General features: G+C 61.9%; 23 protein-coding genes. 5 read left to right on the top strand and 18 right to left on the bottom strand.

Features of this window, described 5'->3' with window-relative positions; genetic code table 11:
- Positions 1-2 precede the first annotated feature (2 nt).
- From FHX10_RS02225 to dnaG, 13 genes are all read right to left on the bottom strand, one after another.
- Positions 3-902, bottom strand: a complete 900-nt coding sequence (locus FHX10_RS02225) for a DMT family transporter (protein ID WP_028758341.1) — start codon at positions 900-902, stop codon at positions 3-5.
- Between the two features lie 83 nt (positions 903-985).
- Complete coding sequence (locus tag FHX10_RS02220) at positions 986-1,789, bottom strand: helix-turn-helix transcriptional regulator (protein ID WP_132572662.1); 804 nt, start codon at positions 1,787-1,789, stop codon at positions 986-988.
- 60 nt (positions 1,790-1,849) lie between these two features.
- Complete coding sequence (locus FHX10_RS02215) at positions 1,850-2,647, bottom strand: APH(3')-II family aminoglycoside O-phosphotransferase (protein WP_127430200.1); 798 nt, start codon at positions 2,645-2,647, stop codon at positions 1,850-1,852.
- 102 nt (positions 2,648-2,749) lie between these two features.
- Positions 2,750-2,911, bottom strand: a complete 162-nt coding sequence (locus tag FHX10_RS02210) for a hypothetical protein (RefSeq protein ID WP_165932205.1) — start codon at positions 2,909-2,911, stop codon at positions 2,750-2,752.
- Positions 2,912-3,019: 108 nt separating this feature from the next.
- Positions 3,020-4,126: a DUF930 domain-containing protein gene (locus FHX10_RS02205; RefSeq protein ID WP_184389058.1), complete on the bottom strand. Its 1,107-nt coding sequence runs from the start codon at positions 4,124-4,126 to the stop codon at positions 3,020-3,022.
- An 85-nt stretch (positions 4,127-4,211) separates the two neighbouring features.
- The gene (locus tag FHX10_RS02200) at positions 4,212-4,952 is read right to left on the bottom strand and encodes a DUF930 domain-containing protein (protein WP_047611083.1); all 741 of its coding nucleotides are present in this window, start codon (positions 4,950-4,952) and stop codon (positions 4,212-4,214) included.
- 167 nt (positions 4,953-5,119) lie between these two features.
- Positions 5,120-5,413, bottom strand: coding sequence for a GYD domain-containing protein (locus FHX10_RS02195; RefSeq protein ID WP_018242976.1), 294 nt, complete (start codon positions 5,411-5,413; stop codon positions 5,120-5,122).
- A 421-nt stretch (positions 5,414-5,834) separates the two neighbouring features.
- Positions 5,835-7,892: an RNA polymerase sigma factor RpoD gene (gene rpoD, locus FHX10_RS02190; protein ID WP_047611085.1), complete on the bottom strand. Its 2,058-nt coding sequence runs from the start codon at positions 7,890-7,892 to the stop codon at positions 5,835-5,837.
- A 464-nt stretch (positions 7,893-8,356) separates the two neighbouring features.
- Complete coding sequence (locus FHX10_RS02185; protein ID WP_063474559.1) at positions 8,357-8,704, bottom strand: GFA family protein; 348 nt, start codon at positions 8,702-8,704, stop codon at positions 8,357-8,359.
- A gap of 10 nt (positions 8,705-8,714) precedes the next feature.
- Positions 8,715-9,752, bottom strand: a complete 1,038-nt coding sequence (gene tdh, locus FHX10_RS02180) for an L-threonine 3-dehydrogenase (protein ID WP_028758333.1) — start codon at positions 9,750-9,752, stop codon at positions 8,715-8,717.
- A gap of 181 nt (positions 9,753-9,933) precedes the next feature.
- The gene (locus FHX10_RS02175) at positions 9,934-11,121 is read right to left on the bottom strand and encodes a glycine C-acetyltransferase (protein WP_028758332.1); all 1,188 of its coding nucleotides are present in this window, start codon (positions 11,119-11,121) and stop codon (positions 9,934-9,936) included.
- Between the two features lie 96 nt (positions 11,122-11,217).
- Positions 11,218-13,086, bottom strand: a complete 1,869-nt coding sequence (gene recQ / locus FHX10_RS02170; RefSeq protein ID WP_047611089.1) for a DNA helicase RecQ — start codon at positions 13,084-13,086, stop codon at positions 11,218-11,220.
- Positions 13,086-15,095 (bottom strand): DNA primase, encoded by a 2,010-nt coding sequence (gene dnaG / locus FHX10_RS02165; RefSeq protein ID WP_063474557.1) that lies wholly within the window; start codon positions 15,093-15,095, stop codon positions 13,086-13,088. Before dnaG ends, recQ begins: the two co-directional genes overlap by 1 nt.
- Before the next feature lie 668 nt (positions 15,096-15,763).
- Between dnaG and FHX10_RS02160 the strand changes: the two genes are divergently transcribed.
- On the top strand, positions 15,764-16,651 hold the full coding sequence (locus FHX10_RS02160) for a hypothetical protein (protein WP_063474556.1): 888 nt from the start codon (positions 15,764-15,766) through the stop codon (positions 16,649-16,651).
- Between the two features lie 3 nt (positions 16,652-16,654).
- On the opposite strand, the gene FHX10_RS02155 is transcribed toward FHX10_RS02160, so the two are convergent.
- Entirely contained in the window at positions 16,655-17,110 is a 456-nt protein-coding gene (locus FHX10_RS02155) for a GatB/YqeY domain-containing protein (protein WP_028758328.1), read from the bottom strand.
- A gap of 269 nt (positions 17,111-17,379) precedes the next feature.
- On the opposite strand from FHX10_RS02155, the gene carA reads away from it, so the two are divergent.
- Positions 17,380-18,585, top strand: a complete 1,206-nt coding sequence (carA, locus tag FHX10_RS02150) for a glutamine-hydrolyzing carbamoyl-phosphate synthase small subunit (protein WP_063474696.1) — start codon at positions 17,380-17,382, stop codon at positions 18,583-18,585.
- 129 nt (positions 18,586-18,714) lie between these two features.
- Positions 18,715-19,035, top strand: a complete 321-nt coding sequence (locus FHX10_RS02145; RefSeq protein ID WP_184389055.1) for an antibiotic biosynthesis monooxygenase family protein — start codon at positions 18,715-18,717, stop codon at positions 19,033-19,035.
- A 17-nt stretch (positions 19,036-19,052) separates the two neighbouring features.
- On the opposite strand, the gene FHX10_RS02140 is transcribed toward FHX10_RS02145, so the two are convergent.
- Positions 19,053-20,456, bottom strand: coding sequence for an MATE family efflux transporter (locus FHX10_RS02140; RefSeq protein ID WP_047611097.1), 1,404 nt, complete (start codon positions 20,454-20,456; stop codon positions 19,053-19,055).
- Positions 20,457-20,598: 142 nt separating this feature from the next.
- Positions 20,599-21,843 carry a TCR/Tet family MFS transporter gene (locus FHX10_RS02135; RefSeq protein WP_063474554.1) on the bottom strand — a complete coding sequence of 415 codons (1,245 nt, stop codon included), beginning with the start codon at positions 21,841-21,843 and terminating at the stop codon, positions 20,599-20,601.
- 406 nt (positions 21,844-22,249) lie between these two features.
- On the opposite strand from FHX10_RS02135, the gene FHX10_RS02130 reads away from it, so the two are divergent.
- Positions 22,250-23,245 (top strand): aldo/keto reductase, encoded by a 996-nt coding sequence (locus FHX10_RS02130; protein WP_063474553.1) that lies wholly within the window; start codon positions 22,250-22,252, stop codon positions 23,243-23,245.
- Between the two features lie 58 nt (positions 23,246-23,303).
- On the opposite strand, the gene FHX10_RS02125 is transcribed toward FHX10_RS02130, so the two are convergent.
- Positions 23,304-24,224, bottom strand: coding sequence for a neutral zinc metallopeptidase (locus FHX10_RS02125; RefSeq protein ID WP_028759077.1), 921 nt, complete (start codon positions 24,222-24,224; stop codon positions 23,304-23,306).
- A gap of 78 nt (positions 24,225-24,302) precedes the next feature.
- Positions 24,303-24,833 (bottom strand): DUF2306 domain-containing protein, encoded by a 531-nt coding sequence (locus FHX10_RS02120; protein WP_063474552.1) that lies wholly within the window; start codon positions 24,831-24,833, stop codon positions 24,303-24,305.
- Between the two features lie 47 nt (positions 24,834-24,880).
- On the opposite strand from FHX10_RS02120, the gene FHX10_RS02115 reads away from it, so the two are divergent.
- The gene (locus tag FHX10_RS02115; protein ID WP_063474551.1) at positions 24,881-25,657 is read left to right on the top strand and encodes a LytTR family DNA-binding domain-containing protein; all 777 of its coding nucleotides are present in this window, start codon (positions 24,881-24,883) and stop codon (positions 25,655-25,657) included.
- Positions 25,658-25,897: the final 240 nt, after the last annotated feature.

Raw genomic sequence — 25,897 nt, 5'->3', positions numbered from 1 at the left:
GTCTATCTCCCCTCGACGCGCTTCACCGCGACACGGCTCCCGGCAAAGGCCAGCCCGAGCACAGCGGCCAGCACGCAGGCGATGCCGGCGATCTGGCCAAGCCCGACCGGCTCGCCAAGAATGATGAAGGCAAGCATGACGGCGGAAACCGGAGCAAGCGCGGTGAAGAGCGCAGCTTCCGTGCCGCTCACCCTCTCCGCCCCCGCATACCACAATAGAAATCCGCCGACGGTCGGCACCAGCGCATAATAGACGACGGCGGCGACCGCGCTTCCCGACATGCCTTCTGCGAGAGGCGCTTCGAAAACAGCCGGGATGACGGCGACGATGAAGCCAATACCGGTCATCAGCGCCGACTGGGCAAGCGGCGCGATTTCCGTTTTCAGTTTTTTGTTCAGCAGGATGAACACTCCTTCGCAGACCACCGCCAGGAAGATCAGCGCATTGCCGGCAAGCGAGCCTCCTGCGGCCTCCGGCGTGGCGGCGATCGACAGCACGCCTGCCGTCGCCAGCGCCACGGCGAGAAGCAGGCCACGCTGCGGCCGTTCGCCAAGCAGCAGGATGGAGATTGCGGCCGACACCACCGGCAGCGTGCCGATGATGACACCGGCATCGGCCGCCGAGGTCAGGCTGAGGCCAGAAATTAGCAGCGTCGTATAGCCGACGCTACCGGCCCCGGCTTGAATGACGAGGATGAGGCGGTCTTTTCCGGAGAGCTTCGGCAGCCGCGCGCCGGTCGCCCGCATCAGCACGAGAAAGATGGGAAAGGCGATGGCGAAACGCAACGCGGTGGCGCTGAACGGCGGCAGGCCTGATGCGATGAGTTTGCTTGATACAACCGTGCTTCCCACAGTCAGCATGGCCAGCGCCAGATAGAGATAACCTTGAACCTGTCTCGACATTCAGCGTCTCCTGTTGGACGCGCCGAGAAAACAGCAGGAGCCCGTCAAAGGTCTTGAACGAAATTGCAGGCCTAGCCTGAGGTTCAGAGAAAGCCGCCGGCATAGAGGCGCGGCGACAGGCCGTATTTGCGCACGAAGACGCGCGTCATATGGCTCTGATCGGCAAAGCCGCTGGCAAAAGCCGCTTCCGCCAGCGGCATGCCCTGAGCAATCAGCCGCCGCGCGATATGGATGCGGGCCTGGACGAGATAGGCATGCGGTGTCAGTCCGGTCGCCTTGGCAAAACCACGCAGCACCTGGAAGCGGCTGAGCCCACTTTCCCGGGAGAGATCGGCAAGCGAGACGGCGGCAACCGGATCGTCATCGATCAGCTCTCGCGCCGCACGGATCGACGCCGGCACCGGCGGCCTCTGTTCGGCACCGCCGCGCTCGCGCATGACGTCGGCGACGAGTTGCAGAAGCAGTTGCTCGCAGAGCAGCCCGTCCGCCGCGGCGTCGGTTGCCGCACGGAACAGCGTTTCGAAGCGGCCGGCGATCGCGCGGTTACGGATGACGGGATGCGGGATTTCCGATCGCCCTGCCCCGTCTTGGCCGATCTCTTGCGCCAGACCGGTGACGATGGCGGGATCAAAATAGAGGATGCGCCAGGATCGTCGCTGGCCGATCGGCGCGCCGTCATGCACTTCATTGGGATTGACGGTGATGATGTCGCCGGCCTCAGCCTCCACCATGCCGCGGCCGCTCAGCGACGACTGTGCCCCGGCGGACATCAGGCCGATGCCGAACTGCTCATGCGTGTGGCGCGCGAAGCTGTGATGCGTTTCCGCTTCTACCGCTTCGACGCCTATCAGCGCCGAGCGCAACATCCTGAACTGGTTTTTCGCCATCGTCTGTCCGCAGGTCCGATCACGGGCCACTCTGCCAGTCGGAGGGAGAGGAGGCAACGCCTAGAAGAACTCGTCGAGCAGTTGATAGTAGCCGAGCCTCGCCGGATCCGTGGCCGGCAGGCCGTAGCGGTCGAGGAAGGGCCGCACCAGCGCCTCGCCGAAATTATAGGCGATGCTGCGGCAGGCAAGCGCGATATCCTGATAGCGGTCGGCGACGCCAAGGCGACTGCAGTCGATATAGCCGGAAAATCCCTTTTCGGAGGCGATGAAATTCGGCAGGCAGGCATCGCCATGGGTGACGACGAGATCCTCGCGGCCCGGCCTTCTGCTTTCGAGTTCGGCAAACAGGGCTTCGGCACTCTTTCCAAGCCGCGTCTCATCGAAATCGGTCTCGTCGACGATGCCGGCCTGCATCCGCGCTTTCGCCGCCGCAATGCGTCTCTCCAGCCGATGGTCGAAAGGGCAGGATGCGATCGGCAGCCGATGCAGGTCGAGAAGGGCTACCGCCAGCAGTTCGACCCGCGCAAACGGCGTCAGCGCCGACGCGCTGGCGAGGTCACGACCCGGCAGCGCGCTGATCAGCAGCCGGTTGTGCGCACCGTCGCTATCCTCTGTTATGACATCGGGACAGGGCAGACCGGACGCCTTGAGCCAACGAAGCCTGGCTGCCTCGGCGGCGAACTCGCCGAAAGGAGCGGCCTGTTCGACCTTCAGATAAAGCGTCGGCAATCCGGGAGCTTCGAGCCGGAAGACGCTCGCCGCAGAACGTCCGAGCGCATCGCGCTCGAACCGGTATCCGGCCAGGCGGGCATCAAGCGCGCCCGCTGCCAGCGGTTGATCGTCTTGGGAATTCGACATGATATCCGTGCCATTGACACTGCCGCATTATCCCGACAGGGCGATGCACTGCAAGCGGCACGATCGGTCAGCGCATATCGGCGCTGGACGCCCTCTGCGACCTCAATGAACAGTTTCGGGGGGCGCGGCTTCGAGAAGGATTTCAAAAGCCTCTTCCAGAGCAGCCACCAGAATATCGGTCAGCTCGTCGCCTTTGTTTTCCAGGAACAGCGCGCTCACGGCTTCGTCCTGACGCTCAAGAAAACGCTCGATCTCGTTCGACATATCATTGTCCCTTCTTCACCGTAACCATCACGGCCATGAGAAGAGGCTAGGTGCGGTTCCTTGCGCGTGGCTTGTTCCTGATAAGACCGCAATCCAGGATCGCGAGGACTAGTCACGAATTTCATATTTCGCATACTGACTGCGGGGGATCAATCCGCCAACTTCGTGGGCAAACGACACGATTTTCGTCGCTCCCTCATCCAACTCGCAACGGAAGCGAACATGGTACCAGCCTCTAGCTGTGCCAAAGGCTGCATCCGGCACATCAAGGACGGTCCCGCTTCGCAACCCGAAACTGGGCAATGCGGACGGGAAGTAACTCGGCGAACCATGAACGAGTTGGGCCTGAAGCTCGGTAGTGCAGAGCGTGGCCACCCGCTCTTTGCGCGGGAGGCCATCGATCGCAGTCTGAGCAAGCAAATTGCCATCTCCCATGCGCGAAAACAGCGTTTTTGCCTTGGGCAGATCGTTGTTTTTAGCGACCGTTTTCGACTTTTCAGCGGTCGTCTGCTCCGGTGGTTTGGCCTGCTCGATACTCGTCGTGGCTTCGCCAGACACATCTGTCGGCGGCCCATTGGGCTTCGGAGAAACCTCCGTTGTCGCAACCTCTGGAAGCTTCACATCATCCGGGACGGGCTTTGAAGCAGGCGTCTCGGTTTCAGGTTTTTCCGCAGCAGCCTGTGCCGGCCTCTGCTCCGGTTCCGCATCACGCTCCGGTGGAATTGATGCCGGTTTGGCTTCGCCTTGAGAAGATTTTCCCTCCAACGATTTTTCAGGGCCGCTGTTCTTATCACCAAACTCGATGACAGGGTTCAGGGTCGGCATCGGCCTCCCTTGCTGAGGCACTTTCTTAGTCGCCGGTGGCGGTGGCGGTGGTGGTGGTGGTGGTGGTGGCGGTGGTGGCTGCTTCTTGGCCTCTTCCGGCGGCTTCGGCTCCGGTGGTTTTTCCTCGGGCTTGGGCTCCGGCTTCTTTTCCTCCGGTGGCGGAACGAGTTCCACCTTCACGCTCTCGTCTTCCGCGGGCTTCGGATCGATCTTCGGCAGCCCGAAAATCAGAAGAGCAATGATGGGAATATGCGCGACAACGGACGCGACGATGCCCCAGCGGATTTCAGGCCGCTGTTTTCCCGTTTCATGCTGCGTTTCCGCTGGTTCCACGTCTTCTTCTGTCACAGCAGCGATGTGGCCTCTAAAGCCGGCAGCATCAAGCCACAAAAGAAAAAAACCGCGTGATCGCAGCAGCCATCTAACGTGCTACAGCGTCCTTTGCGCGTCCGAAAAGACGCGCGGCGCTATAGTGTCATTGGTCGGCGGCTCCATCGTCGGCCACCAGATCATGCGCCTGCCATTCGCTTTGCGGAATGGCATCGCCGATGAGAAAGGCGAAGGACGCGACCTTGCCGGAGGCGGCATTGAGCTCGCATTTGAACTGAATATTGTACCACTTCCGTTTGCTGCGGAAGGCGCCGCCCTTCACCTCGACGCTGTTGCCGCTGACCTTTTCCGCCGCCATCGCATACGGCGCGAGCGCATCCGGCGCCATCGCCGGCTGCGCGCGGCGGACCTGCTCCATCGCCTCCAGGTCACAGAGCTGCAGATTGCGCTCGCTGCCGGCAAGGCCGCGCAACGCCTCGCGGGCGCCGCGGCTGCGCGGATCTGACAACACCGTCTCCGAAAACAGCTGGCCCGCCTGGACGAATACACCAGGCTTCGGCGGCACCGGAGGGGCGGAAGCCACTTCAGGCGACCTCGCGGCCGCCGGCGCCTCCTCCTGATGCGGCGGAGCGATCTCCTGGACCGGCGCACTCGCATCCGGCTTTGCCGTAGCGGGTGCAGGCGTCGCGACCCGCTGCGCTATCGCAGAAGGTTTGGCGACTTCGGGAACGATATCAACCGTAATGCCGTCGTCCGGCAACGGTGCCGGCGGCTCAGGTCTCGGAAGCAGCAGGAGCAGCAGTGCAAGCATGACGGCATGCAGAGCGAACGAGGCGAAAGCGCCCCACTCGATGCCTTCGCCCCGATTTTCCCACACCAGTGCCATCGCTCAGGAAGCAGCTGTCGGACAATCGAAGGCGGCCATAAAACCTGGGAACGCTTTCATCAAGAGCCCTGCCGATACGCCACGAGGAATTAAGGACAGGGCGACAGTGCCAGTCTGACGCGAGTTGCGCAACGCTTATGACCGCCGATAGCGGTCCTTTGTCCCGATCAACCAAGTGAGCCGATGATCTCTCGATAGGCGGCCTCCGGGAATGCCTTCAGTGTCTGGGTGCGGACATTGCCGCCCATCGCGAGCGAGAGGCCAAACCGCGCCATCACGGCATCGTCAGGCGCTTCGCAGACAGCCACCATGTCGTGGCCGCCCATCGTCAGAAAGAACTGATTGAAGGAGCCGCCCATGTCGCCGAGCAATTTCTTCGCCGCATCCAGCCGTTTTGACGAGTCGCGAACGTTGCGCACACCTTGGTCCGTCCAGTTGATCAACACAATGTAAGTGGTCATTTCGCACCTCCCAACGGAGGATTCGCCCGACGCGGGCATGCACCGGTCCTCGCTCGCGCATCGCGATCGATTTCTTCCCCCGTGGCCGGACTATAATCTTGTCACCACCCAGCGACAAGAAAGCCGCCGGGATCATTGGTATTAGGCATGTCGCCCAAAAGTGTGCAGAAAGTCGAGATAACCCCGCGTCTGGGAATGCGTACAAAATTTCTTCGTACACAGAGCGTCAGTGCGCGCTCGCGTGGCACCTAAAAGCGGACCTCTAAACGTTCGACATGGCAGCAGATCACAGATTGAGACGAGGCGAGCAATGTGGGACCGAAACACCGGTTGCGAGATAACGACTGGATGACACAAAGACGGAAAGCAAAAAGCCGGACATGAAGCCCGGCTTTCGCAATCGTAGAGATCTTGTCGTCGCTCAGCTGTCGAGGAACGAGCGCAGCTTTCTGGAGCGGCTCGGATGCTTCAGCTTGCGCAGCGCCTTAGCCTCGATCTGGCGGATACGTTCTCGGGTGACCGAGAACTGCTGGCCGACTTCTTCGAGCGTGTGGTCGGTGTTCATGCCGATGCCGAAGCGCATGCGCAGGACGCGTTCCTCGCGCGGCGTCAGCGAGGCCAAAACGCGGGTCGTCGTTTCGCGCAGGTTCGCCTGGATGGCGGCGTCGATCGGCAGCAGCGCGTTCTTGTCCTCGATGAAATCGCCGAGATGCGAATCTTCTTCGTCGCCCACCGGGGTTTCGAGCGAGATCGGCTCCTTGGCGATCTTCAGGACCTTGCGGACCTTTTCGAGCGGCATCGCAAGCTTTTCGGCCAGTTCTTCCGGCGTCGGCTCGCGGCCGATCTCGTGCAGCATCTGGCGCGACGTGCGGACGATCTTGTTGATCGTCTCGATCATGTGCACCGGAATGCGGATCGTGCGGGCCTGGTCGGCGATCGAACGGGTGATCGCCTGACGGATCCACCATGTCGCATAGGTCGAGAACTTGTAGCCGCGGCGGTATTCGAACTTGTCGACCGCCTTCATCAGGCCGATATTGCCTTCCTGAATGAGGTCGAGGAACTGCAGGCCGCGGTTCGTGTACTTCTTGGCGATGGAGATGACGAGGCGAAGGTTTGCTTCGACCATTTCCTTCTTGGCGATGCGCGCTTCGCGCTCGCCCTTCTGCACCATATGCACGATGCGGCGGAATTCCGAGATCGAGATCCCGGTCTCGGTCGCCAGATTCTGGATTTCCTGGCGGATGTCGCGGATCGTCGTGTTTTCGCCCCTGGCGAATTCCTTCCAGCCGCGAGCAGCCAGATTGCCGATCGACTTCATCCAGTTCGGGTCGAGCTCGGCGCCCTGGTACTGCTCCAGGAAGGAGTCGCGCTTGACGCCATAGGATTCGGCCAGACGCAGCAGGCGGCCTTCGTTGGAAACGAGGCGCTTGTTGATGTCGTAGAGCTGCTCGACCAGAGCATCGATGCGGTTCTGGTTCAGGGACAGAGACTTGACGGCCTTGATGAGCTCATCCTTGAGTTCCTTGTAGCGGCGCTCCTGGGCGGTAGACAGCGTGCCGGAAGCCGACAGCCGCTGCTCGACCTGCTGGTCCTGCAGCTTGCGCAGCTTCTTGTAGGTCTCGGCGATCGTATCCAGCGTCTCCATCACCTGCGGACGAAGCTCTGCTTCCATCGCCGCCAGCGAAAGGTTGGATTCGTCCTCGTCCTCTTCCTCCTCTTCGGGAGGCAGGCCTTCGCCGCCGACATCGGTAATGTCGTCGTCGCCGGAGCGGGCGCGGCGGGTCTTTTCCTTTTCCTCGGCGAGCTTGCGGTCGGCCTCGATCTTCTCCGGGCTCTGGAACTGCGGCGCAGCCTTGGCTTCAGGACCTGAATAGGTCGTTTCGAGATCGATGATCTCGCGCAGCAGCGTCGTGCCTTCGTTGAGTTCGTCACGCCAGATGATCAGCGCCTGGAAGGTCAGCGGGCTCTCGCAGAGGCCTGCGATCATCGTTTCGCGGCCGGCCTCGATGCGCTTGGCGATCGCGATTTCGCCCTCGCGGGAGAGAAGCTCCACCGAGCCCATCTCGCGCAGGTACATACGAACAGGATCGTCTGTCCGGTCTGTCGGTTCTTTCTTCTTGGCGGTCGCAAGCGCCGTGCCGCTCGAAGGTGCGAGCTCGCCGCCTTCGCTGTCCTCGTCACCGCCGGCGTCGTCGTCATCGCCGCCGCCGGAAGCACCGGCTTCCTCGGCTTCTTCGTCCTCGATGACGTTGATGCCCATATCCGACAGCATCGACATCGTGTCTTCGATCTGCTCGGACGTCACTTCTTCGGACGGCAGGACAGCGTTGAGCTCGTCCATCGTCACATAGCCGCGCTTCTTGGCGGCCTTGATCATCTTCTTGACCGCGTCGTCGGAAAGATCGAGAAGAGGGCCGTCGCTTGCGCCGTCGCGTTCGACTTCCGCGTCTTCGTTCTCTTTGACCTTGGTTGCCATTTATATCGTCGCCTTCCTGACGCTATCCAATCTCGCTACGGTGAATGGGCCGTCTCAGGGCCTGACGCGTCGCTCGCGCCGCCCTCGAATCACCTTTGCCCACCTAACGGGATGACATTTAAAGCCTGATTAACCACGATCGCCGGCACCGGACAGCAAAGCTTTCTTGCTTTTGGATTTCCGGCCATGGTTGCGCGATCCGCCTTGACCCAGTTCACCGTTTCAACAAGTCGAACGGTGATTCCCACATTTTTTGTTCTCGTCAAGCTTTTCCAGAAAAAAAGCTCACGAAATATCGGAAAAAGCCTTATCCACAGGCTTTGAACCGCGGCAGCGATTGCGAAGCCTTATTTAAGATGCGGCGAACAAAAGACAAGGGCAGCAAATATTTTGCCCGCCATACCCGTTATTTCCACCATTTTTGCAGTTGTACCGATGATATATGCGCCTTCAGCCTGAAGAATCTAACGCGCCGCGCCGTCATAGGCCTTCACCGTCAGCGCCCCGAGATCGACCGCGGGAATGCAGCGCAGATTGATCGAGGCCATCGCCGCGCCATCCGGGGTCACGGCTTCACCAAACGGCGCGATGCCGCAATTGGCGCAGAAGTGATGCCGGATGACATGGCTGTTGAAAGTATAGGTCGAGAGATTGGCCTCGGGCGTCTTCAGCACCAGCTTGTCACGCGGCACGAAGGCGAGAAGCCCGCCCCGCCTGCGGCAGAGCGAGCAGTTGCAATCCAGCGCCTCGGTGAATTCGCCTTCGACCTCGAAAGCAACGTTGCCGCAATGGCAGCTTCCTTCATAAATCATGTCGTCCTCCTCACATCCAATCCATGACGACCTTGCCGGAGTTGCCCGACCGCATCGCCTCGAAGCCATCGCGGAAATCGTCGATGCCGATCCGATGGGTGATGATGGGCGCAAGGTCGAGGCCGCCCTGGACGAAGGCGATCATCTTGTACCAGGTCTCGAACATCTCGCGGCCATAGATGCCCTTGAGATTGAGCATCTTGAAGATCACCTTGTTCCAGTCGATCTCGAAACCAGCAGGCGCGATGCCGAGAATGGCGATCTTGCCGCCATTGTTCATCTTGTCGATCATGTCGCGGAAGGCGGGGGCCGCTCCCGACATTTCAAGCCCGACGTCGAAACCCTCCGTCATGCCGATCGCCTTCATCACATCGGCGAGGTTTTCCTTGGAAGCATCGACGACGTGGTCAATGCCGAGTTTGCGGGCGAGATCCAGCCGGTGCGGATTGATATCGGTGATGACGACCTTGCGGGCGCCGGATCGCTTGGCGACGAGCGCGCCCATGATGCCGATCGGGCCGGCGCCGGTGACGAGCACGTCCTCGCCGACAAGATCGAAGGAGAGTGCGGTATGCACGGCATTGCCGAACGGGTCGAAGATTGCCGCGATCTCGTCTGATATATCGTCCGGGATCGGCACGACATTGCTTTCGGGGATGCAGACGAATTCGCCGAAGGAACCCGGGCGGTTGACGCCGACGCCAAGCGTGTTGCGGCAGAGGTGCCCCCTGCCCGCCCGGCAGTTGCGGCACTTGCCGCAGACGATATGCCCCTCGCCGGAGACGCGCTCGCCGACATGATAGCGGGTGACCGCCGAACCGATCTCGGCGATCTCGCCGGAAAATTCATGGCCGACCACCATCGGCACCGGAATGGTCTTCTGCGCCCACTGGTCCCAGTTCCAGATATGGACGTCGGTGCCGCAGATCGCCGATTTCTTCACCCGGATCAGCACATCGTTCGGCCCGACCTCGGGCACCGGCACATTCTCCATCCAGAGCCCGACTTCCGGTTTCGCTTTGACCAGTGCCTTCATCATGTTCGACATATCTGTATTCCTTGGCCCCGTATCTGTCGCAGCCCCTCATCCGCCTGCCGGCCCCTTCTCCCCGCAAGCGGGGCGAAGGGATATGCCGCACCGTTTCCGCATTCTCAAGCGGTCCGTTGGGCACGTCCCCTCTCCCCGCGAGCGGGGAGAGGGTTAGGGTGAGGGGCAGCATCGCCTATTCTCAAATCACACCCAATTCCCGCCCTGCCTCGGCAAAAGCCGCGATCGCCCGCTCCACATCCGCCCGCGAATGCGCCGCCGACATCTGCGTGCGAATGCGGGCCTGGCCTTTCGGCACCACGGGGAAGGAGAAGCCGATCACATAGATCCCCTTCTTCAGCATCAGGCCCGCCATGTCCTGGGCGAGCTTGGCGTCACCCAGCATGACGGGGATGATCGGATGGCCTTCGCCGGCAAGCGTGAAACCGAGCTTGGTCATCTCTGTGCGGAAGAGATCCGCATTGTCGGAAAGGCGCTTGCGCAAGGCATCGCCGTTTTCGATGAGATCGAACACCTTGAGCGAGGCCGCAGCGATGACAGGCGCCAGCGTGTTCGAGAACAGATAGGGCCGCGAGCGCTGCCGCAGCCATTCGACGACTTCAGCCTTGGCCGAAGTGTAACCGCCCGAGGCGCCGCCGAGCGCTTTGCCAAGCGTGCCGGTGATGATGTCGATCCGGCCCTCGACACCGCAATGTTCGGCCGAACCGCGGCCGTTCTTGCCGACGAAGCCGACGGCGTGGCTGTCATCGACCATGACCATCGCGCCGTATTTTTCGGCGAGATCGCAGACACCGCCGAGATTGGCGATGATGCCATCCATCGAGAAGACGCCGTCGGTGGCGACCAGCTTGAAGCGGCTGCCTTCGGCCTTTTTCAATTCCTCTTCGAGTGCTGCCATGTCGTTGTTGGCGTAGCGGAAACGCTTGGCCTTCGAAAGCCTGACGCCGTCGATGATCGAGGCGTGGTTCAGCGCGTCCGAGATGATCGCGTCCTCTTCGGACAGCAGCGTTTCGAACAGGCCGCCATTGGCATCGAAGCAGGAGGAATAGAGGATCGTGTCTTCCATGCCGAGGAAGGCGGAGATGCGCGCCTCGAGTTGCTTATGCTCCTCCTGCGTGCCGCAGATGAAGCGCACCGAAGCCATGCCATAACCGTAGCGGTCGAGCGCCTGCTTGCCGGCCTCGGCCAGTTCCTCGTTGTCGGCAAGGCCGAGATAGTTGTTGGCGCAGAAATTCAGCACCCGCTCGCCGGTGGAAATGCCGATCTCGCCCGCCTGCTTGGAAGTGATGACCCGCTCGGATTTATAGAGGCCGGCATCCTTCAGCACCGAAATCTCGTTGCGGAGATGGGAGAGAAATTGCGAGGTCATGGGGCGGCCCTTCGTGAAGATTTCCGTGCCAGCCGGGTTAGCATATCGCCGCCGGCTTGTCTTCTTCAGCGCTGGACCGAGATCAGCCGTGAGCCTTCAGCCCTTGTCGTGCGAGAGAATGATCTCGAGGAAGGCATCGCCGTAGCGTTCGAGCTTCGCCTGCCCGACGCCCGATATGGCGAGCAATTCCTTGCGGCTTCGCGGCTTCTCCGTGGCGAAGGCGATGAGTGTCGTATCGGGAAAGACGACATAGGGCGGCACGCCGAGCGATTTCGCGATCGCCATGCGCTCGGCCCGCAGCGCCTCGAAGAGAGCGCCATCGGCGCCTGACAAGCCGGATTTGCGCTCGCCGCGCTCCGCCTTCTTCGTACGCCGCTCCGAGGCCGGGCGGTCCTTGCGAAAGAACACCTGCCGCTCGTGCTTGAAGACGGCCCGCGCCTCCGGCTCCAGCTTCAGCGCGCCGAAAGCTTCGTGATCGACGCGGATCAGACCCATGGCAAGCAGCTGACGGAACACGGATTGCCAGACACGCGCCGGAATATCCTTGCCGGCACCGAAGACCGGCATCTCGGCGTGACCGAAACGCTCGGTCTTTTCGTTGACGTTGCCGAGGAGCACGTCGACGACATGGCCGGCGCCGAAACGCTCGCCGGTGCGATAGATGGCGGCCAGCGCCTTGATCGCCGCCTCCGTGCCCTCCCAGGTTTCGACCGGCTTCAGGCAGGTGTCGCAATTGCCGCAATGGCCGGCATGCGCTTCGCCGAAATGGGCAAGGATCGCCTGGCGCCGGCAGGAAGCCGTCTCGCAGATGGCCAGCAATGCGTTGAGTTTGGCGCGTTCGACCCGCTTGATCTCGGCGGCGGCACTGCCCTCGTCGATCATCCGGCCGCGCTGGATGACGTCGGCCATGCCATAGGCCATCCAGACGTCCGACGGCAGGCCGTCGCGCCCGGCGCGCCCGGTCTCCTGATAATAGGCTTCCACCGAGCCCGGCAGGTCGAGATGGGCGACATACCGCACATTCGGCTTATCGATGCCCATGCCGAAGGCGACGGTGGCGACCAGGCAAAGATTCTCTTCTTTCAGGAAGGCATCCTGATTGGCGTCGCGAACCGCCCTGTCCATGCCGGCATGATAGGCGAGCGCGCGGATGCCCTGCCCGTTCAGCCAGTCGGCCGTATCCTCGACCTTGGCGCGCGACAGGCAATAGACGATGCCGCTGTCGCCCTTATGGCCGGAGAGGAACCGCAAGAGCTGCTGGCGCGGCTGGTCACGCTCGACGATCTCGTAGGCAATGTTCGGCCGGTCGAAACTGGTGGTGAAGATCTCCGCGGCATCGAGCCCCAACCGCTCGATGATGTCGTCGCGCGTATGCGGATCGGCCGTCGCCGTCAGCGCCACGCGCGGCACGCCGGGATATTGTTCGCCGAGCCGGCCGAGGGCACGATATTCCGGCCGGAAATCATGGCCCCATTGCGAGACGCAGTGGGCCTCGTCGATGGCAAAGAGCGCGATCTTCTCGTTGGCGATCAGCTCGCGGAACCCGTCGGTCAGAATGCGCTCGGGCGTCACGTAGAGAAGGTCGAGCTGGCCTGCCGAGAGCGCGCGACGAACCTCGACGAATTCCTCGCGCGACAGCGACGAATTGAGCGCTGCGGCACGGATGCCGAGCTGCTTCATCGCCTCCACCTGATCGCGCATCAGCGCAATCAGCGGCGAAACGACGATGCCGACGCCATCGCGGCAAAGCGCCGGGATCTGAAAACACAGCGATTTGCCGGCACCTGTGGGAAAGAGCACGACGGCGTCGCCGCCGGAAACCACATGTTCGACCACCTGCTGCTGCTTGCCGCGGAAGGAGGAATAGCCATAGACCTGCTTGAGGATAGCGAGTGGCGAGCGGCCGGAAGAAAACAGCGCGCCGGAAGCGGAAAAGCCCGGTTCATTGCGTTCGGTCAGCGACATCAGTGGTTCGCCGCCCCTTTAACGCGGCCGGAAAGCACCCCGAAGCCATCGATGATCGCCTCCTGGTTCTCAAGGCGCACCCCTTCGAAATGCACTTCCTGCTGCGCGCGCATCAGTTGAACGATCGCCTCGCCGTCGCCGGCTTCGGTCGCCAGCGCGATCTCTCGCTCGAGTTCGATCTTCTGCCGGCGCAGCGCCTTCGCCCGCTTGTGGAAGGCCAGCGCCTGGCGATAGCCTTCGCGCGCATCCTCCATCGCCGCCTCCTCGGTCGCCGTCCAGAGCCGGGCATTGCGCACCTGCTGATCGAGGCTCTTGATGAGCGGACCGAAACCCTCGAATTCCAGCCGTTCGGTCAGATATTCGCGTGTCAGATGCGGGCCGGCGACGGCAGCGGCAGCCCCGAGCATCGCCGACCAGAGCCGCTGCAGCTCGCGGCTGTCATAGTCGATCGCGGCGATTTCGTCATAATCGTCGATCATCAGCGAAGGATGATTGATGACGGTCAGCGCCAACACGCTTTCGCGCAACGCCGTATTGTCCCGGTGGCCGCGCACGGGGCCCGAGCGGGCGAGCCGGTCGGAAATGATGCTGGGGCTTTTCGGCCCCGCCTTGCCGGCATTGTCGCGGCCCGGGCGGTAATTGCCATTGCCCGCGAAGCCGCCGCGGCGCTCGCCATTGTTGCGGTTCTGGAACTGCGGCTGGAAGAAGGCGTTCAGCCGGTCGCGAATATCCTGCTGGTAGTGGCGGCGCACATTCTCGTCGGCGATGACGGCGACGAGCTGTTTCAGCCGCGCCTCGAGTTCGGCGCGCGCCTCGGGCGTATCGAACTTGCCGGTATTGATCTCCCGGCTCCACAGCATCTCGGAAAGCGGCTTTGCCTGGCTCATCACCTTGTCGAAGGGCGCGCGGCCCTCGTCGCGCACCAGATCGTCGGGGTCCTTGCCGTCGGGCAGAAGCGCGAAGCGGACGGAACGGCCGGGCTTCAGATGCGGCAGCGCCAGTTCGGCGGCGCGATTGGCGGCGCGGATACCGGCCCCGTCGCCGTCGAAGCAGAGCACCGGTTGCGGTACCATCTTCCAGAGCAGTTCGAGCTGGTTTTCGGTAAGCGCCGTGCCAAGCGGCGCAACGGCACTCTCCACGCCGGCCTGATAGAGCGCGATCACGTCCATATAACCTTCGACGGCGATGATGGTGCCTGTCGCATTGTCATCCTGAGGGTCGCCGCGGCCCGGTCCCTGGATCGCGCGCCGCGCACGGGCGAAATTATAAAGAACATTGCCCTTGTGGAAGAGCTCCGTCTCGTTCGAGTTCAGATATTTCGCCGGCGCATCCGCAGACATGGCACGGCCGCCGAAAGCGATGACCTTCTCTCGCGACGAAAGGATCGGGAACATAATGCGGTCGCGGAAGCGATCGTAGGAAACCGGCACGTTTTCATGGACGACCAGGCCACAGGCCTCGATCTGCTCCTTGAGCACGCCCTTGCCGGCAAGAAATTCCTTCAGCGCATTGCGGCTGTCGGGCGCATAGCCGAGACGGAAGGTCTCGATGGTGCGTCCCGTCAGCCCGCGGTCGCGCAGATAGGCCCGTGCCCTCGCCCCATTCGCCGTCTGCAACTGGTCCTGGAAAAATTGCGTCGCCATTTCCATGACGTCGATCAGCGAACCGCGCTCCTTCTCACGCTTCTCCATCACAGGATCGGCCAGCGGCATCGGCATGCCGGCCATATCGGCGATCTGCTGCACCGCCTCGGGAAAACTCAGGCCCTCGAGTTCGGTCAGGAAGCGGAAATGGTCGCCGGTGACCCCACAGCCGAAGCAGTGATAGCGGCCCTTTCGGTCCTCGCAGTGGAAGCTCGGCGATTTCTCGCCGTGGAACGGGCAGCAGGCCCAATAATCGCCGCGCGATACGTTGGTCTTGCGCTTGTCCCAGCTGACGCGGCGCGCAATCACGTTCGAAATCGGAACGCGGTCGCGGATCTCATCGAGAAAGGTGTTGGAAAAGCGCATCTATACCTCTTGGCCAAGCTCCATATAAGCTGCTTTGCCGCTCCATGCCACGAAACTTGTCATGAAAACCCGCTATTCACAGGCAAGTGCACCGGTTGCTTGCGATGTCGGTTTTCCAATCAACAACACGTTATCGCCCCTGCGACAGGGGTGCGACATTATTGTCCTCGCAGATCGGGAACGGCACCGTCGTGAGTGCTCCACAAAGAGCCAAAGCCTGCCGAATTCCCATATTAAATCCTTTAAAAACAGTGACATATCAATTCCGCCGCTCGGACACCCCCGTCTTACAGCCTACTGCCCGGCCTCCGCTTTGATGCCCCCCAAACCGCCGTTTTCGCCAATCATTATTTTTTTGTAATTTGAATAAGCAGCCAGCCCGCAATAGGTTCGATCTCAACAAAGCGATCCCCGAGCGAAGCACCATCCCTACCCCCGGCGCCGCTTCGCAAGGGTGCCTTTGCAAATACCCTCCGGTTTGGGCCTCGGTCCTGCGTTGCCGGCGGAAGCAAAGAGCAAGAAGGCAGGAGCGCCCCCAGCTCCTGCCTTCTTAAATTTTGGCTCGCCTTGCGACAACTCTCCCTTTGAAATTAACCGCTTATTGACAAAACCGTTGACAGGCGGTGCTGGCATGAAAGATGTATGCGCCGAACTCCTGGACCTCTCCAATGGCTTTTACCGCGGAAAATCTTGCAGCAGACGATCGATTTTTCGCTGCGATCCTGCAGTGCGCCGATCAGATGCTCGCCATCTATCGCGAGAGCCCGCGCATCGCCTCGATCTTCGCCGCGCAGCAGCGCTGGCTGATGGCCCATGCCGGTTTCGCCCTTCACTACGGTCATCCCGACGGCGGCAAGAGCGGCCTCTATTCCGGCCGCTTCATCGATTTCGCGGTCAAGAACGATATCGCCAGCCGCAACACGGCCGCAGCCTTCATGCAGGAAATGCTGGCCTATCGCTTCCTGCGACCGGTTCCCGGCCCCGACAAGCGCACACGCTACCTGGAGCCGACCGAAATCGCCGAGCAGCATTTCACCCGTTGGCTCGTCACCCATATGATGATCCTCGATAGCCTCGACGGCGGTGAGCGCGCCGACAAGATCACTGCCGATCCCTCGGCGATGATGGCAGCGATCCAGCCGCTGATCGCCAAGGCGATCATCGGGAGTGAAGCGGTGCGCAATCCAGGCCCGACCTTCAACCTCTTCAACTGGGCAAATTCCGGCGGACTGGTGATGGACTACCTGATCTCGCGCCTTCCGGAATTTCCCCGGACGGCCGACCGCGTCGTTCTCGGCCCTCTGTCGCTCAGGGAACTGCGCGAACAGTTCATGATCTCCAACACCCATCTGAAGCGGCTACTGACGCAGGCGGCGACCATGGAAAGCGTCGGCTGGACAGAACTCTCCCGCAAGGGCGACTTCTGGCTGTCGGGCCACTTCATCCGCGAATATTGGAATTATCAGGCGGCGAAATTCGCCATCGTCGATGCCGCCGCCGAAGCGGTGCTCGGGCCTGCGGTCCGTGACGAGCCGCAGGCACGACGCGTTATCTGAAACTTATCCGTTCAACAATTCCTTGACGGTCGCCGAGGCCTTGGCGAAATCCATCTGGCCGGCATAACGCTCCTTCAGCGCTGCCATCACCTTGCCCATATCCTTGGCGCCCGCGGCACCCGTCTCGGCGATGATCGCCGAGACGTTGGCGCGCACTTCACTGTCGGAAAGCTGCTTCGGCATGAAATCCTGAATGACGGTGATTTCGGCGCGCTCCTTGGCGGCAAGCTCCGGCCGGGAATTCTCCTCGTAGATCTTTGCCGATTCGTCGCGCTGCTTCACCATCTTGGCGAGAATCTGCAGGATCTCGTCGTCGCTCGCCTGCTCCTTGCCGGTGCCGCGATTGGCGATATCGCGGTCCTTGACCGCGGCCTGAATCAGCCGGACGGTGGAAAGCCGCTCCGCATTCTTGGCCTTCATCGCCTCTTTCAGCTGGGTGGCGAGTTGATCGCGCAGCATGGTCTTCACTCCTGTTTTGATGCCGCTTCATAAACCACGCTGATGCGGCGGATCAAATAAATTGCGCGATCAGGGAGATAAAGCGCAGGAAAACGGCGGCAATCTCGGCTACAAAGATTGACGCTAAGCGATTGCGTGGCTATTTACCGCCACCTGCACCAAAATTCGTGATCAGGCCTGAAGCGCGCGGCATTGCCGTGTCCACACGCCTGCGAGATCAAATGGCGACGAGCGCGGCAACGCGCCCACCTGCCGGAAACGGGATGAAGATGACCGCGACAGCACCCTGGACAATCGAAAAGCCGACCGCCCTGCTCGTTCTTGCCGACGGCACGGTCATCGAAGGCAAGGGCATCGGCGCCACCGGCAAAGTGCCGGCCGAAGTGGTCTTCAACACGGCGCTGACCGGCTATGAGGAGATCCTGACGGACCCCTCCTATCTCGGCCAGATCGTCACCTTCACCTTCCCGCATATCGGCAATATCGGCACCAACGAGGAAGACATCGAGGATCTGACGCCGGCCGCCCGGCACGGCGCCGTCGGCGTCATCTTCAAGGCCGACATCACCGACCCTTCGAACTACCGCGCCGCCAAGCACCTCGACCAATGGCTGAAGGCACGCGGCGTCATCGGCCTCTGCGGCATCGACACGCGCGCGCTGACAGCCTGGATCCGCGAGAACGGCGCCCCGAACGCGGTGATCGCCCACGATCCTAACGGCGTCTTCGACATCGAGACGCTGAAGGCCGAAGCCAAAGCCTGGAGCGGCCTCGAAGGTCTCGACCTTGCCAAGATCGCCTCGTCGGGCCAGTCCTCGCAGTGGACCGAAACGCCGTGGGTCTGGAACGAAGGTTACGGTGAACTCAAGGCTGCGGACGCCAAATTCCACGTCGTCTGCCTCGATTACGGCGTCAAGCGCAACATCCTGCGCCTGTTTGCCGGCCTCGACTGCAAGGTGACCGTCATGCCGGCCACAACGAGCGCCGAAGACGTCCTCGCCATGCAGCCGGACGGCATCTTCCTGTCGAACGGCCCGGGCGATCCGGCGGCAACCGGCGAATATGCCGTGCCTGTCATCAAGACGCTGATCAAGACCGACATCCCGGTTTTCGGCATCTGCCTCGGCCACCAGATGCTGGGTCTCGCACTCGGCGCAAAGACCGAGAAGATGCATCAGGGCCATCACGGCGCCAACCACCCCGTCAAGGACCACACGACGGGCAAGGTCGAGATCGTCTCGATGAACCATGGCTTCGCGGTCGACTCGAAGTCGCTGCCTGATGGCGTTGAAGAGACTCACATTTCGCTTTTTGACGGCACCAATTGCGGCCTGCGCGTGCTCGGCAAGCAGGTCTTTTCCGTCCAGCATCATCCGGAAGCTTCTCCCGGCCCGCAGGACAGCCACTATCTCTTCCGCCGCTTCATCAACATGGTGCGCGAAAAGAAGGGCGAATCGGCACTCGCCGAACGCTGATTTCAAGCCACAGCGATTTCCGATGAAGGCTCGCCCAGGCGGGCCTTTTTCTTTATCCGCCCCTTGACCTCAGCTTAAGTTGAGGAATTACAGATCTGCCTGCAAACATCTGATGCAGGAGAAAACTGGATGAGCGGAGCTTTCTACAGGATAGACAAGTTCGTCGTGCCGGCAGCGGCGCGAGAGGAATTTCTCGTCAAAGTGATGATGACCCACAAGCTGTTGGAGGCGCAGGACGGTTTCATCGATCACAGGGTGCTGAAACAGGTCGCCGGCCCAGGCGAATTCAATTTCGTCACGATCGCCGAATGGGAAAATACGGAGGTCGTCGAGCGCGCGGGGGCGGCCGTTGCAGCGGCCCATAGGGTCGCCCATTTCGATCCGCAGGAAATGTTTGCACGTCTCGGCATTCGCGCCGATATCGCCAGTTACAAGCCCGTCGCGGCCTGACGGCAGAGGCGGACGGCTCAGGCGTGGGCCAGCTCCGCCTCCCGGCGAAGGAGAAGGTAGAAGCGCGCACAGAGCATGACGGCGGCGGCTGCCAGCCCGACGAGGAAGCCGAACCAGATGCCGATACCGCCGAAACCCAGCGGGAAGGCAAAGGCCCAGGCCAGGAAGAAGCCGATCGGCCAGTAAGCGATCAACGCCATGATCATCGGTACGCGCGCGTCCTTGAGACCGCGCAGCAATCCATTGGCGATCACCTGCAGCCCGTCGACGAGCTGGAAAAGCCCGGCAACGACGATCAGCGGCCCGGCATAGGCAAGCACCTCCGGCGCTTCGGGCGAGTTCACGTCGAGGAACCAGCTGCCGAGGAATTGCGGCATGGTGGCAAAGAGTACCGAGCCCACCGCCGAAATGGCGCAGGCGAGGATGAGCACCATGATCGAAGCCCGCACCAGCCCCTGATGGTCGCCCTGCCCGTGCGCGACGCCGACGCGCACCGTCGCCGCCTGGCTGAGGCCGAGCGGGATCATGAATGCGATCGACGCCCATTGCAGGGCAATGCCGTGAGCCGCAAGCTCGATGGTGCCGATATAGCCCATCAGCAGCGAGGCCACCGTGAACAGGCTGACTTCGGCAAGGATGGTGACGCTGATCGGGAAACCAAGCCGGATGACCTCCAGCAGCGCATGCCAGTCGGGTTTCCAGAACCGCACGAAGATCTCGTAGCGCCGGGTCTCTTCCCGCCGCTGCACGAAAGCCAGGATGAAGAGGAAGCCTGCCGTCTGCACGACGACCGAAACGATCGCAGCGCCCTCGAGCCCCATTGCCGGAAAGCCGAAATGGCCGAGCACGAGCATATAGGCGAAGATCGCATTCATCACCAGCGTGGCGATGGTGACGTTGAGGATGATGCCCGCCTTGCCGATGGCGCTGACCAGCGCCCGCATGACGTTGAAGAGCAGCGCCGGCAGCACGCCGAACTGGCCGATCATGATGTAGCCGTGGGCGAGTTTGGCCACCTCGGGCTTCTGCTGTGCGAAGAGAAGGACCTGCTCCGAATTGAAGAAGGCCGGCTGCATGATTACCCAGTACCCGATCACCACCCACAGACCCATGCGCAGCGACCGGCGCACCGAGACAACGTCGCCGCGGCCGTAGGCCTGCGCCACCATCGGAATGACGGCGATGGCAAAGCCCGAGCCGAAGATCAGGATCGTGAACAGGAACTGCGCCGCAAGCACCATCGCCGCCAGATGCTCGGCGCCGAGCCGGCCGACGATCATCACGTCGGTGGTGTTGATGCCGAGCTGGGCAAGCTGCGCGCCGATCAGCGGAATGCCGAGCGCCAGCGTTGCACGGAAATGTGCGCCCCAACGATTATCGGTTGTCGGCGCAAGTCTGCGCGCGTCGATCGGCGTGTCCATGACACCAGTCCTGTGATTGAAATATGCGTCGCCGCAGCTTGCGGCGAAATAACATCCGGACTTAGAGCAAAGCCCCGCAAAGAACTACCCCAGATGAGGCAGATGATGAAAAATTCATCATCGCATCAGCGTTTCTGATCGATCAACCTGCCGCTTCCAGTGCCTCGGCCGGTTCACGGACCCGAACCCGCATGAGGAACACGCCGGCGGCCACCAGGATGAACAGGGCAGCGGTCAAATAGGGCGCCCCGGCGAAGGTGACCGGCGCCTCGGGCCGCGTGAAATAACCGAACATCTGCGTGAAGATCAGCGGCCCAAGGATGGTCGTGATGCTGCTGAGGCTGGTCAGCGCGCCTTGCAACTCGCCTTGCGCCGAGGGCGGCACCTTGCCGGCGGCGATGCTGCGCAGCGGCGGATCGGCGACGTTTTCCATGACGGTCGCAACGATGATGACATAGACGACCCAGCCCTCCCAGGCGAAGGCATAGCCGGTGAGCCCGACGGCCGAGAAGCAGAGGCCGAGAAGAGCGGTCTTCCACTCGCCGAGTACCGGCACGATCCGCGGCAGAACCAGCCCCATGACGATCACCGCGCCGATGCCATAAATGCCGAGCGACAGGCCGATCTGTCCCTCGCTCCAGCCGTAACGATAGGTCGAGACGAACGACCAGACCGAGGGATAGACGGCATGCGCCAGGAAAAACAGGAACATGACGAGGCTGACCCAGCCGATGCCGGGATAATGGCGCATCTGGCGCAACGCGCCGAGCGGATTGGCGCGTTTCCATTCGAACCGGCGGCGGTTCTTCGCCGCCAGCGTTTCCGGCAGCAGGAAGCAGGCGGCGATGAAATTGATGAGCGATAGCGCGGCCGCGCCGAGGAACGGCACACGCGGGCCGAATTCGCCGAGGAAGCCGCCGACGACGGGGCCGATGGTGAAGCCGACGCCGAACGCAATGCCGATCAGCCCGAAATTCTTCGCCCGGTTCTCCTCGGTGCTGATATCGGCGATATAGGCCGAGCAGGTGGCGAAGCTGCCGCCGCTGATGCCGGCAAGCACGCGGCCGACGAACAGCATCCAGAAGCTGGTAGCGATGCCGCAGATGAAATTGTCGATCGCAAAGGTCAGCACCGAAAGCAAAAGGATCGGACGACGGCCGAAACGGTCGGACAGGTTTCCGAGCAGCGGCGCGAACAGGAATTGCATGCCGGCATAGACGAGCATCAGCCAGCCGCCGTCGATCGCCGCATCGCTGACGCTGCCGCCGGTCAACTGCTCCAGATAGGCGGGCAGCACCGGCATGATGATGGCGATGCCGATAATGTCGAGGAAGAGGATGATGAAGACCAGGAAAAGGCCGCGGCGAACGAATTTGGGGTCCAGCATGAGGCATCTCTACAGCGGTTGGTTCTGAAAAGACGATCTCATCGCCGAGAAAGTGACATAGCTCAGAAAGGAAACCGAAACAATCCGTGAACATTTCAAAGTTTTTGATAATGCCAGGCGGGAAGTTCATGAGATGCCTCAACCGGAGGGCGCGCGCTGCCGTTCCAGCTTCAGGAGATCGAGAGCCGCCCAGCCGATCGCCGGGCGTTCCCTTGCAATCGCTGCGACGGCTTCCAGATCACCAGAGAACACCGGTAAAAAGACTGGTCATTGTGCATTTCGCCGTACAGCCCGTCCTGTGCCGCCCGATTATCGCCCGCATGCGAAAGCGGTAGAACGGCATCGAGGACGCCCCCGGCGCGGATACCCGATTGCGCCGCGTGGCGCAAACTGATGGAGAAGACAAATGCAGACTTATCGTTTAGGAAAGACCGGACCCGATGTCTCGGCCATCGGTCTCGGCTGCATGGGCATGTCGGGCATGTACGGCCCCTCGGATCGCGCAGAAAGCATCGCGACGATCCATGCCGCGCTCGATGCCGGCATCAACCTGCTCGACACCGGCGATTTCTACGGCATGGGCCACAATGAAATGCTGATCGGCGAGGCATTGAAAGGCCGCAGGCGCGAGAGCGCCGTCATCAGCGTCAAGTTCGGCGGCCTGCGCGATCCCGTCGGCGGCTGGAACGGCATCGATGCCCGCCCGGTCGCGGTGAAGAACTTCCTCAGCTACACGCTGCAGCGCCTCGGTGTCGACTATATCGACATCTACCGCCCGGCCCGCCTCGATCCGAAGGTGCCGATCGAGGACACGGTCGGCGCCATCGCCGACATGGTCAAGGCAGGTTATGTCAGGCATATCGGCCTGTCGGAGGTCGGTGCCGATACGATCCGCCGCGCCGCCACTGTTGCCCCGATCGTCGACCTGCAGATCGAATATTCGCTGATCTCGCGCGGCATCGAGGAGAAGATCCTGCCGACGACACGCGAACTCGGCATCTCGATCACCGCCTACGGCGTGCTCTCGCGCGGCCTGATCAGCGGCCACTGGCAGAAGGGCCAGGGTGCGACGGCCGGCGATTTCCGTGCCTACAGCCCGCGCTTCCAGGAAGGCAATATCGAACAAAACCTCGCTCTGGTGGAGAAGCTGCGCGAGATCGCCGAGGCAAAGAGCGTCTCGGTCGCCCAGATCGCCATCGCCTGGGTCGCCGCCAAGGGCAAGGATATCGTCCCGATCATCGGCGCCCGCCGCCGCGACCGGCTGAGCGAGGCGCTCGGCTCACGCGCGGTCGACCTGTCACCAGACGATTTCGCCGCCATCGAACGCGCCGTGCCGAAGGATGCGGCTGCAGGTGGGCGTTATCCCGAACATATGCTGCAGGATATGGACAGCGAGAAGTAAGCAAAAGGATTGAAACGGCTGCGTGGGCGCGTGCTACGCGCCTCTACCTCTCACCCTCTCAGATCGGCCCGGAAAACGTATCGCAGGCCGACAGCTGGCCGCTGTCGAAACCGCGCTTGAACCATTTGACGCGCTGCGCCGAGGTGCCGTGGTTGAAGCTTTCGGGGACGACGTAGCCCTGCGACCGTTTCTGCAGCGTGTCGTCGCCGATCTGCTGGGCAGCGTTCAGCGCTTCCTCCAGGTCGCCGGACTCCAAGAGGCCCTTCTGCTGGGTATATTTGCCCCAGATGCCGGCAAAGCAATCGGCCTGCAACTCGACGCGCACCGACATCTTGTTGGCTTCCTCCTCGCTCATGCGCTGGCGGGCCTGATTGAATTTCGGCAGGATGCCGAGCAGGTTCTGCACATGATGGCCCACCTCGTGGGCAACGACATAGGCCTCGGCAAAATCGCCCGACGCGCCGAACCGGTCGGAAAGCTCCTGGAAGAATTCGGTGTCGAGATAGACCTTGTGATCGCCAGGGCAGTAGAACGGCCCGGTAGCCGATGATGCGGAGCCGCAGGCCGATGCGGTCGAACCCGAGAACAGCACGAGGCGCGGCTCCTCGTAATTCTGGCCCTGCGCCTGGAAGATGCCCTGCCAGGTATCCTCGGTCTCGGCAAGAACGGTGCGCATGAAAGCGGTCATCTCGTCATTGGCAGGCGTGCGCGTTCCGCCCGACTGGCTCTGCTCGTAGCCGGGGCCGGTCGTCACGCCGCCGGTGTCGAGCACCTGCAACAGGTCGATGCCCATCATCTTGAAGATGAAATAGATGACGACGAGGAAGATGATCGTGCCGATACTGAGGCCGCCGCCGGCACGGCGAACGCCCCCGCCGGACGGAAAATTGAAGCCGCCCCCGCGGCCGAAACCTCCGCCGCCCGGATCACCGCGGCGATCCTCGACATTGTCGGACTGACGCCGGCCTCTCCATTCCATCTTCGCTCTCCCCGGCAATGCCCCGTGCTTGCACTCAAGGAATCTATATATCCGTCAGCGGCCGGAATTCCAGCGGCTTCATCGGGCCATCAGGCGCCCGCGCCGGCGACGATGCGCGATTGCGGCCAGGATCGAGCCGATCACCGCCGCGGCAAGGGCCGCCGGCCATTGCCCGCCGGTGAAGACGACCGCATGCATGATCCGGCCGGGCACGAAAGTAAACAGGCCGGCAAGAACGATGCCGCCGAAATAAAGACCGGCGACGATGCGCCTGTGAAGACGGATATCGCCGCGACGAGCCGCCGCGATCGCATTCCAGCTGCCGAACAATGTTGCGATGGACAGAAGATGGATCGGGCTGAACCCGTAGAAAAGATCGAGCTCATGAATGAAGAAGCTCGATATCGCCGTCACGACCATCAGCGCCATCCAGATCCTGCCGAACAGCCGGTGGCGCGGCGTGCCTTTGGGGCGCAGGAGGATATAGGCGCCGAGAAGTGCTGCCGGCGTAACGACGGCGACATGGATCTGGACGGCAAGCGGGGCGTCGAGGAGCGGTTCGAGGGTCATGGGCGGCATCCGGTTGAATTCGATCCGTCTTTCCGCCAAGACTGCATCTGCCTCAATCCGAACCGCGCGAACGGCAGGAAAACTTCGTGATTCACCCCTTCTTGCAATCCACGCTTCGCGAATTGCAGGTCTTTCTCCATTCCCGGCGCTTCTGGGGAACCTTTGCCGCGATCGTCCTGCTCTTTGCCGTCACCGGCCCCTACGGCACGATGGAAAGCATGGCCTTCGGCGAACGCCTCGCCTACTGGCTGACCCTGCATGCCCTTGCCTGGGCGATCGCCATTCTCTGCGCGGTCATCGCCGAAAGACTGTTGCGGGAGGTGGTCGCTTCGATGTTTGCCCGCATGATGGCCGGTTCGCTCATAGCCGCCCTGCCGATCGGTTTTGCCATCGGCCTCGTCGACTACGCCTTCACCGGTGAAGCGACTACGCTGGAAAGCGGCCTCTACCGCGCGCTCTTCGCCATCCCTCTCTGCGCTCTTTTCTGCCTTCTGACTTACATGGCGATGAGCCAGAAAATCGCCGAAGCCGCAGTTCCTGAGGAAACCAGCCCCCGCCTCTCGATCCTCGATCGGCTGAAGCCTGACAATCGTGGCCCTCTGCTGCGCCTTTCCGTCCAGGATCACTATACCGAGGTGGTGACCAGCCGCGGGCGCGAACTGCTGCTCCTGCGTTTCGCCGACGCGCTGAAGGAAACCGCCGCGACGCCTGGTCTTCGTGTCCATCGCTCGCATTGGGTGGCCGACGCCCATGTCGAAAGCCTGAAACGCGACAATGGCAGGCTGCTGATCCTCACCCGTGACGGCACGCAAATCCCGGTCAGCCGCAGTTATGCCGAGGACGTGCGCCGCCGCTTCACCTAAGGAAGACGCACGGCGCCGCAGGCCCCTGGCGGGACTCCCGCTTTCGCTCGTCCCGAAGCAAGGCTAGGGATTCCGGCTGCTCGTCGGGCCGGACGCTAAATAGCCGTTCGCGCCGTGTTGGATTCCTGTCGATTCCGCGATTTATGGGGTTCCGTTTGCAAATACATTTGCCTATAAGCCGCTTCTAGCCTGAAAAGACCCTCAATGCGCGACCCGACCCGGTGATCTCCCACCCTGGCC

The organism is Rhizobium sp. BK591, from assembly GCF_014195045.1.
In the GTDB taxonomy this organism is placed as follows: domain Bacteria; phylum Pseudomonadota; class Alphaproteobacteria; order Rhizobiales; family Rhizobiaceae; genus Rhizobium; species Rhizobium anhuiense.
Note: the sequence above shows the minus strand (reverse complement) of the source record. Positions and strands in the feature narration are given on the sequence as shown.

Excerpts from the sequence above, each read along its gene's own strand:
- FHX10_RS02130 (WP_063474553.1), top strand. The coding sequence starts at position 22,250 with ATGCAGACTTATCGTTTAGGAAAGACCGGACCCGATGTCTCGGCCATC.
- tdh (WP_028758333.1), bottom strand. The coding sequence starts at position 9,752 with ATGTCGAACATGATGAAGGCACTGGTCAAAGCGAAACCGGAAGTCGGG.
- FHX10_RS02215 (WP_127430200.1), bottom strand. The coding sequence starts at position 2,647 with ATGTCGAATTCCCAAGACGATCAACCGCTGGCAGCGGGCGCGCTTGAT.
- FHX10_RS02135 (WP_063474554.1), bottom strand. The coding sequence starts at position 21,843 with ATGCTGGACCCCAAATTCGTTCGCCGCGGCCTTTTCCTGGTCTTCATC.
- carA (WP_063474696.1), top strand. The coding sequence starts at position 17,380 with ATGACCGCGACAGCACCCTGGACAATCGAAAAGCCGACCGCCCTGCTC.
- FHX10_RS02155 (WP_028758328.1), bottom strand. The coding sequence starts at position 17,110 with ATGCTGCGCGATCAACTCGCCACCCAGCTGAAAGAGGCGATGAAGGCC.
- FHX10_RS02160 (WP_063474556.1), top strand. The coding sequence starts at position 15,764 with ATGGCTTTTACCGCGGAAAATCTTGCAGCAGACGATCGATTTTTCGCT.
- FHX10_RS02175 (WP_028758332.1), bottom strand. The coding sequence starts at position 11,121 with ATGACCTCGCAATTTCTCTCCCATCTCCGCAACGAGATTTCGGTGCTG.
- rpoD (WP_047611085.1), bottom strand. The coding sequence starts at position 7,892 with ATGGCAACCAAGGTCAAAGAGAACGAAGACGCGGAAGTCGAACGCGAC.
- FHX10_RS02220 (WP_132572662.1), bottom strand. The coding sequence starts at position 1,789 with ATGGCGAAAAACCAGTTCAGGATGTTGCGCTCGGCGCTGATAGGCGTC.
- FHX10_RS02140 (WP_047611097.1), bottom strand. The coding sequence starts at position 20,456 with ATGGACACGCCGATCGACGCGCGCAGACTTGCGCCGACAACCGATAAT.
- recQ (WP_047611089.1), bottom strand. The coding sequence starts at position 13,086 with ATGTCGCTGACCGAACGCAATGAACCGGGCTTTTCCGCTTCCGGCGCG.
- FHX10_RS02195 (WP_018242976.1), bottom strand. The coding sequence starts at position 5,413 with ATGACCACTTACATTGTGTTGATCAACTGGACGGACCAAGGTGTGCGC.
- FHX10_RS02225 (WP_028758341.1), bottom strand. The coding sequence starts at position 902 with ATGTCGAGACAGGTTCAAGGTTATCTCTATCTGGCGCTGGCCATGCTG.
- FHX10_RS02200 (WP_047611083.1), bottom strand. The coding sequence starts at position 4,952 with ATGGCACTGGTGTGGGAAAATCGGGGCGAAGGCATCGAGTGGGGCGCT.
- FHX10_RS02210 (WP_165932205.1), bottom strand. The coding sequence starts at position 2,911 with ATGTCGAACGAGATCGAGCGTTTTCTTGAGCGTCAGGACGAAGCCGTG.
- FHX10_RS02125 (WP_028759077.1), bottom strand. The coding sequence starts at position 24,224 with ATGGAATGGAGAGGCCGGCGTCAGTCCGACAATGTCGAGGATCGCCGC.
- dnaG (WP_063474557.1), bottom strand. The coding sequence starts at position 15,095 with ATGCGCTTTTCCAACACCTTTCTCGATGAGATCCGCGACCGCGTTCCG.
- FHX10_RS02185 (WP_063474559.1), bottom strand. The coding sequence starts at position 8,704 with ATGATTTATGAAGGAAGCTGCCATTGCGGCAACGTTGCTTTCGAGGTC.
- FHX10_RS02145 (WP_184389055.1), top strand. The coding sequence starts at position 18,715 with ATGAGCGGAGCTTTCTACAGGATAGACAAGTTCGTCGTGCCGGCAGCG.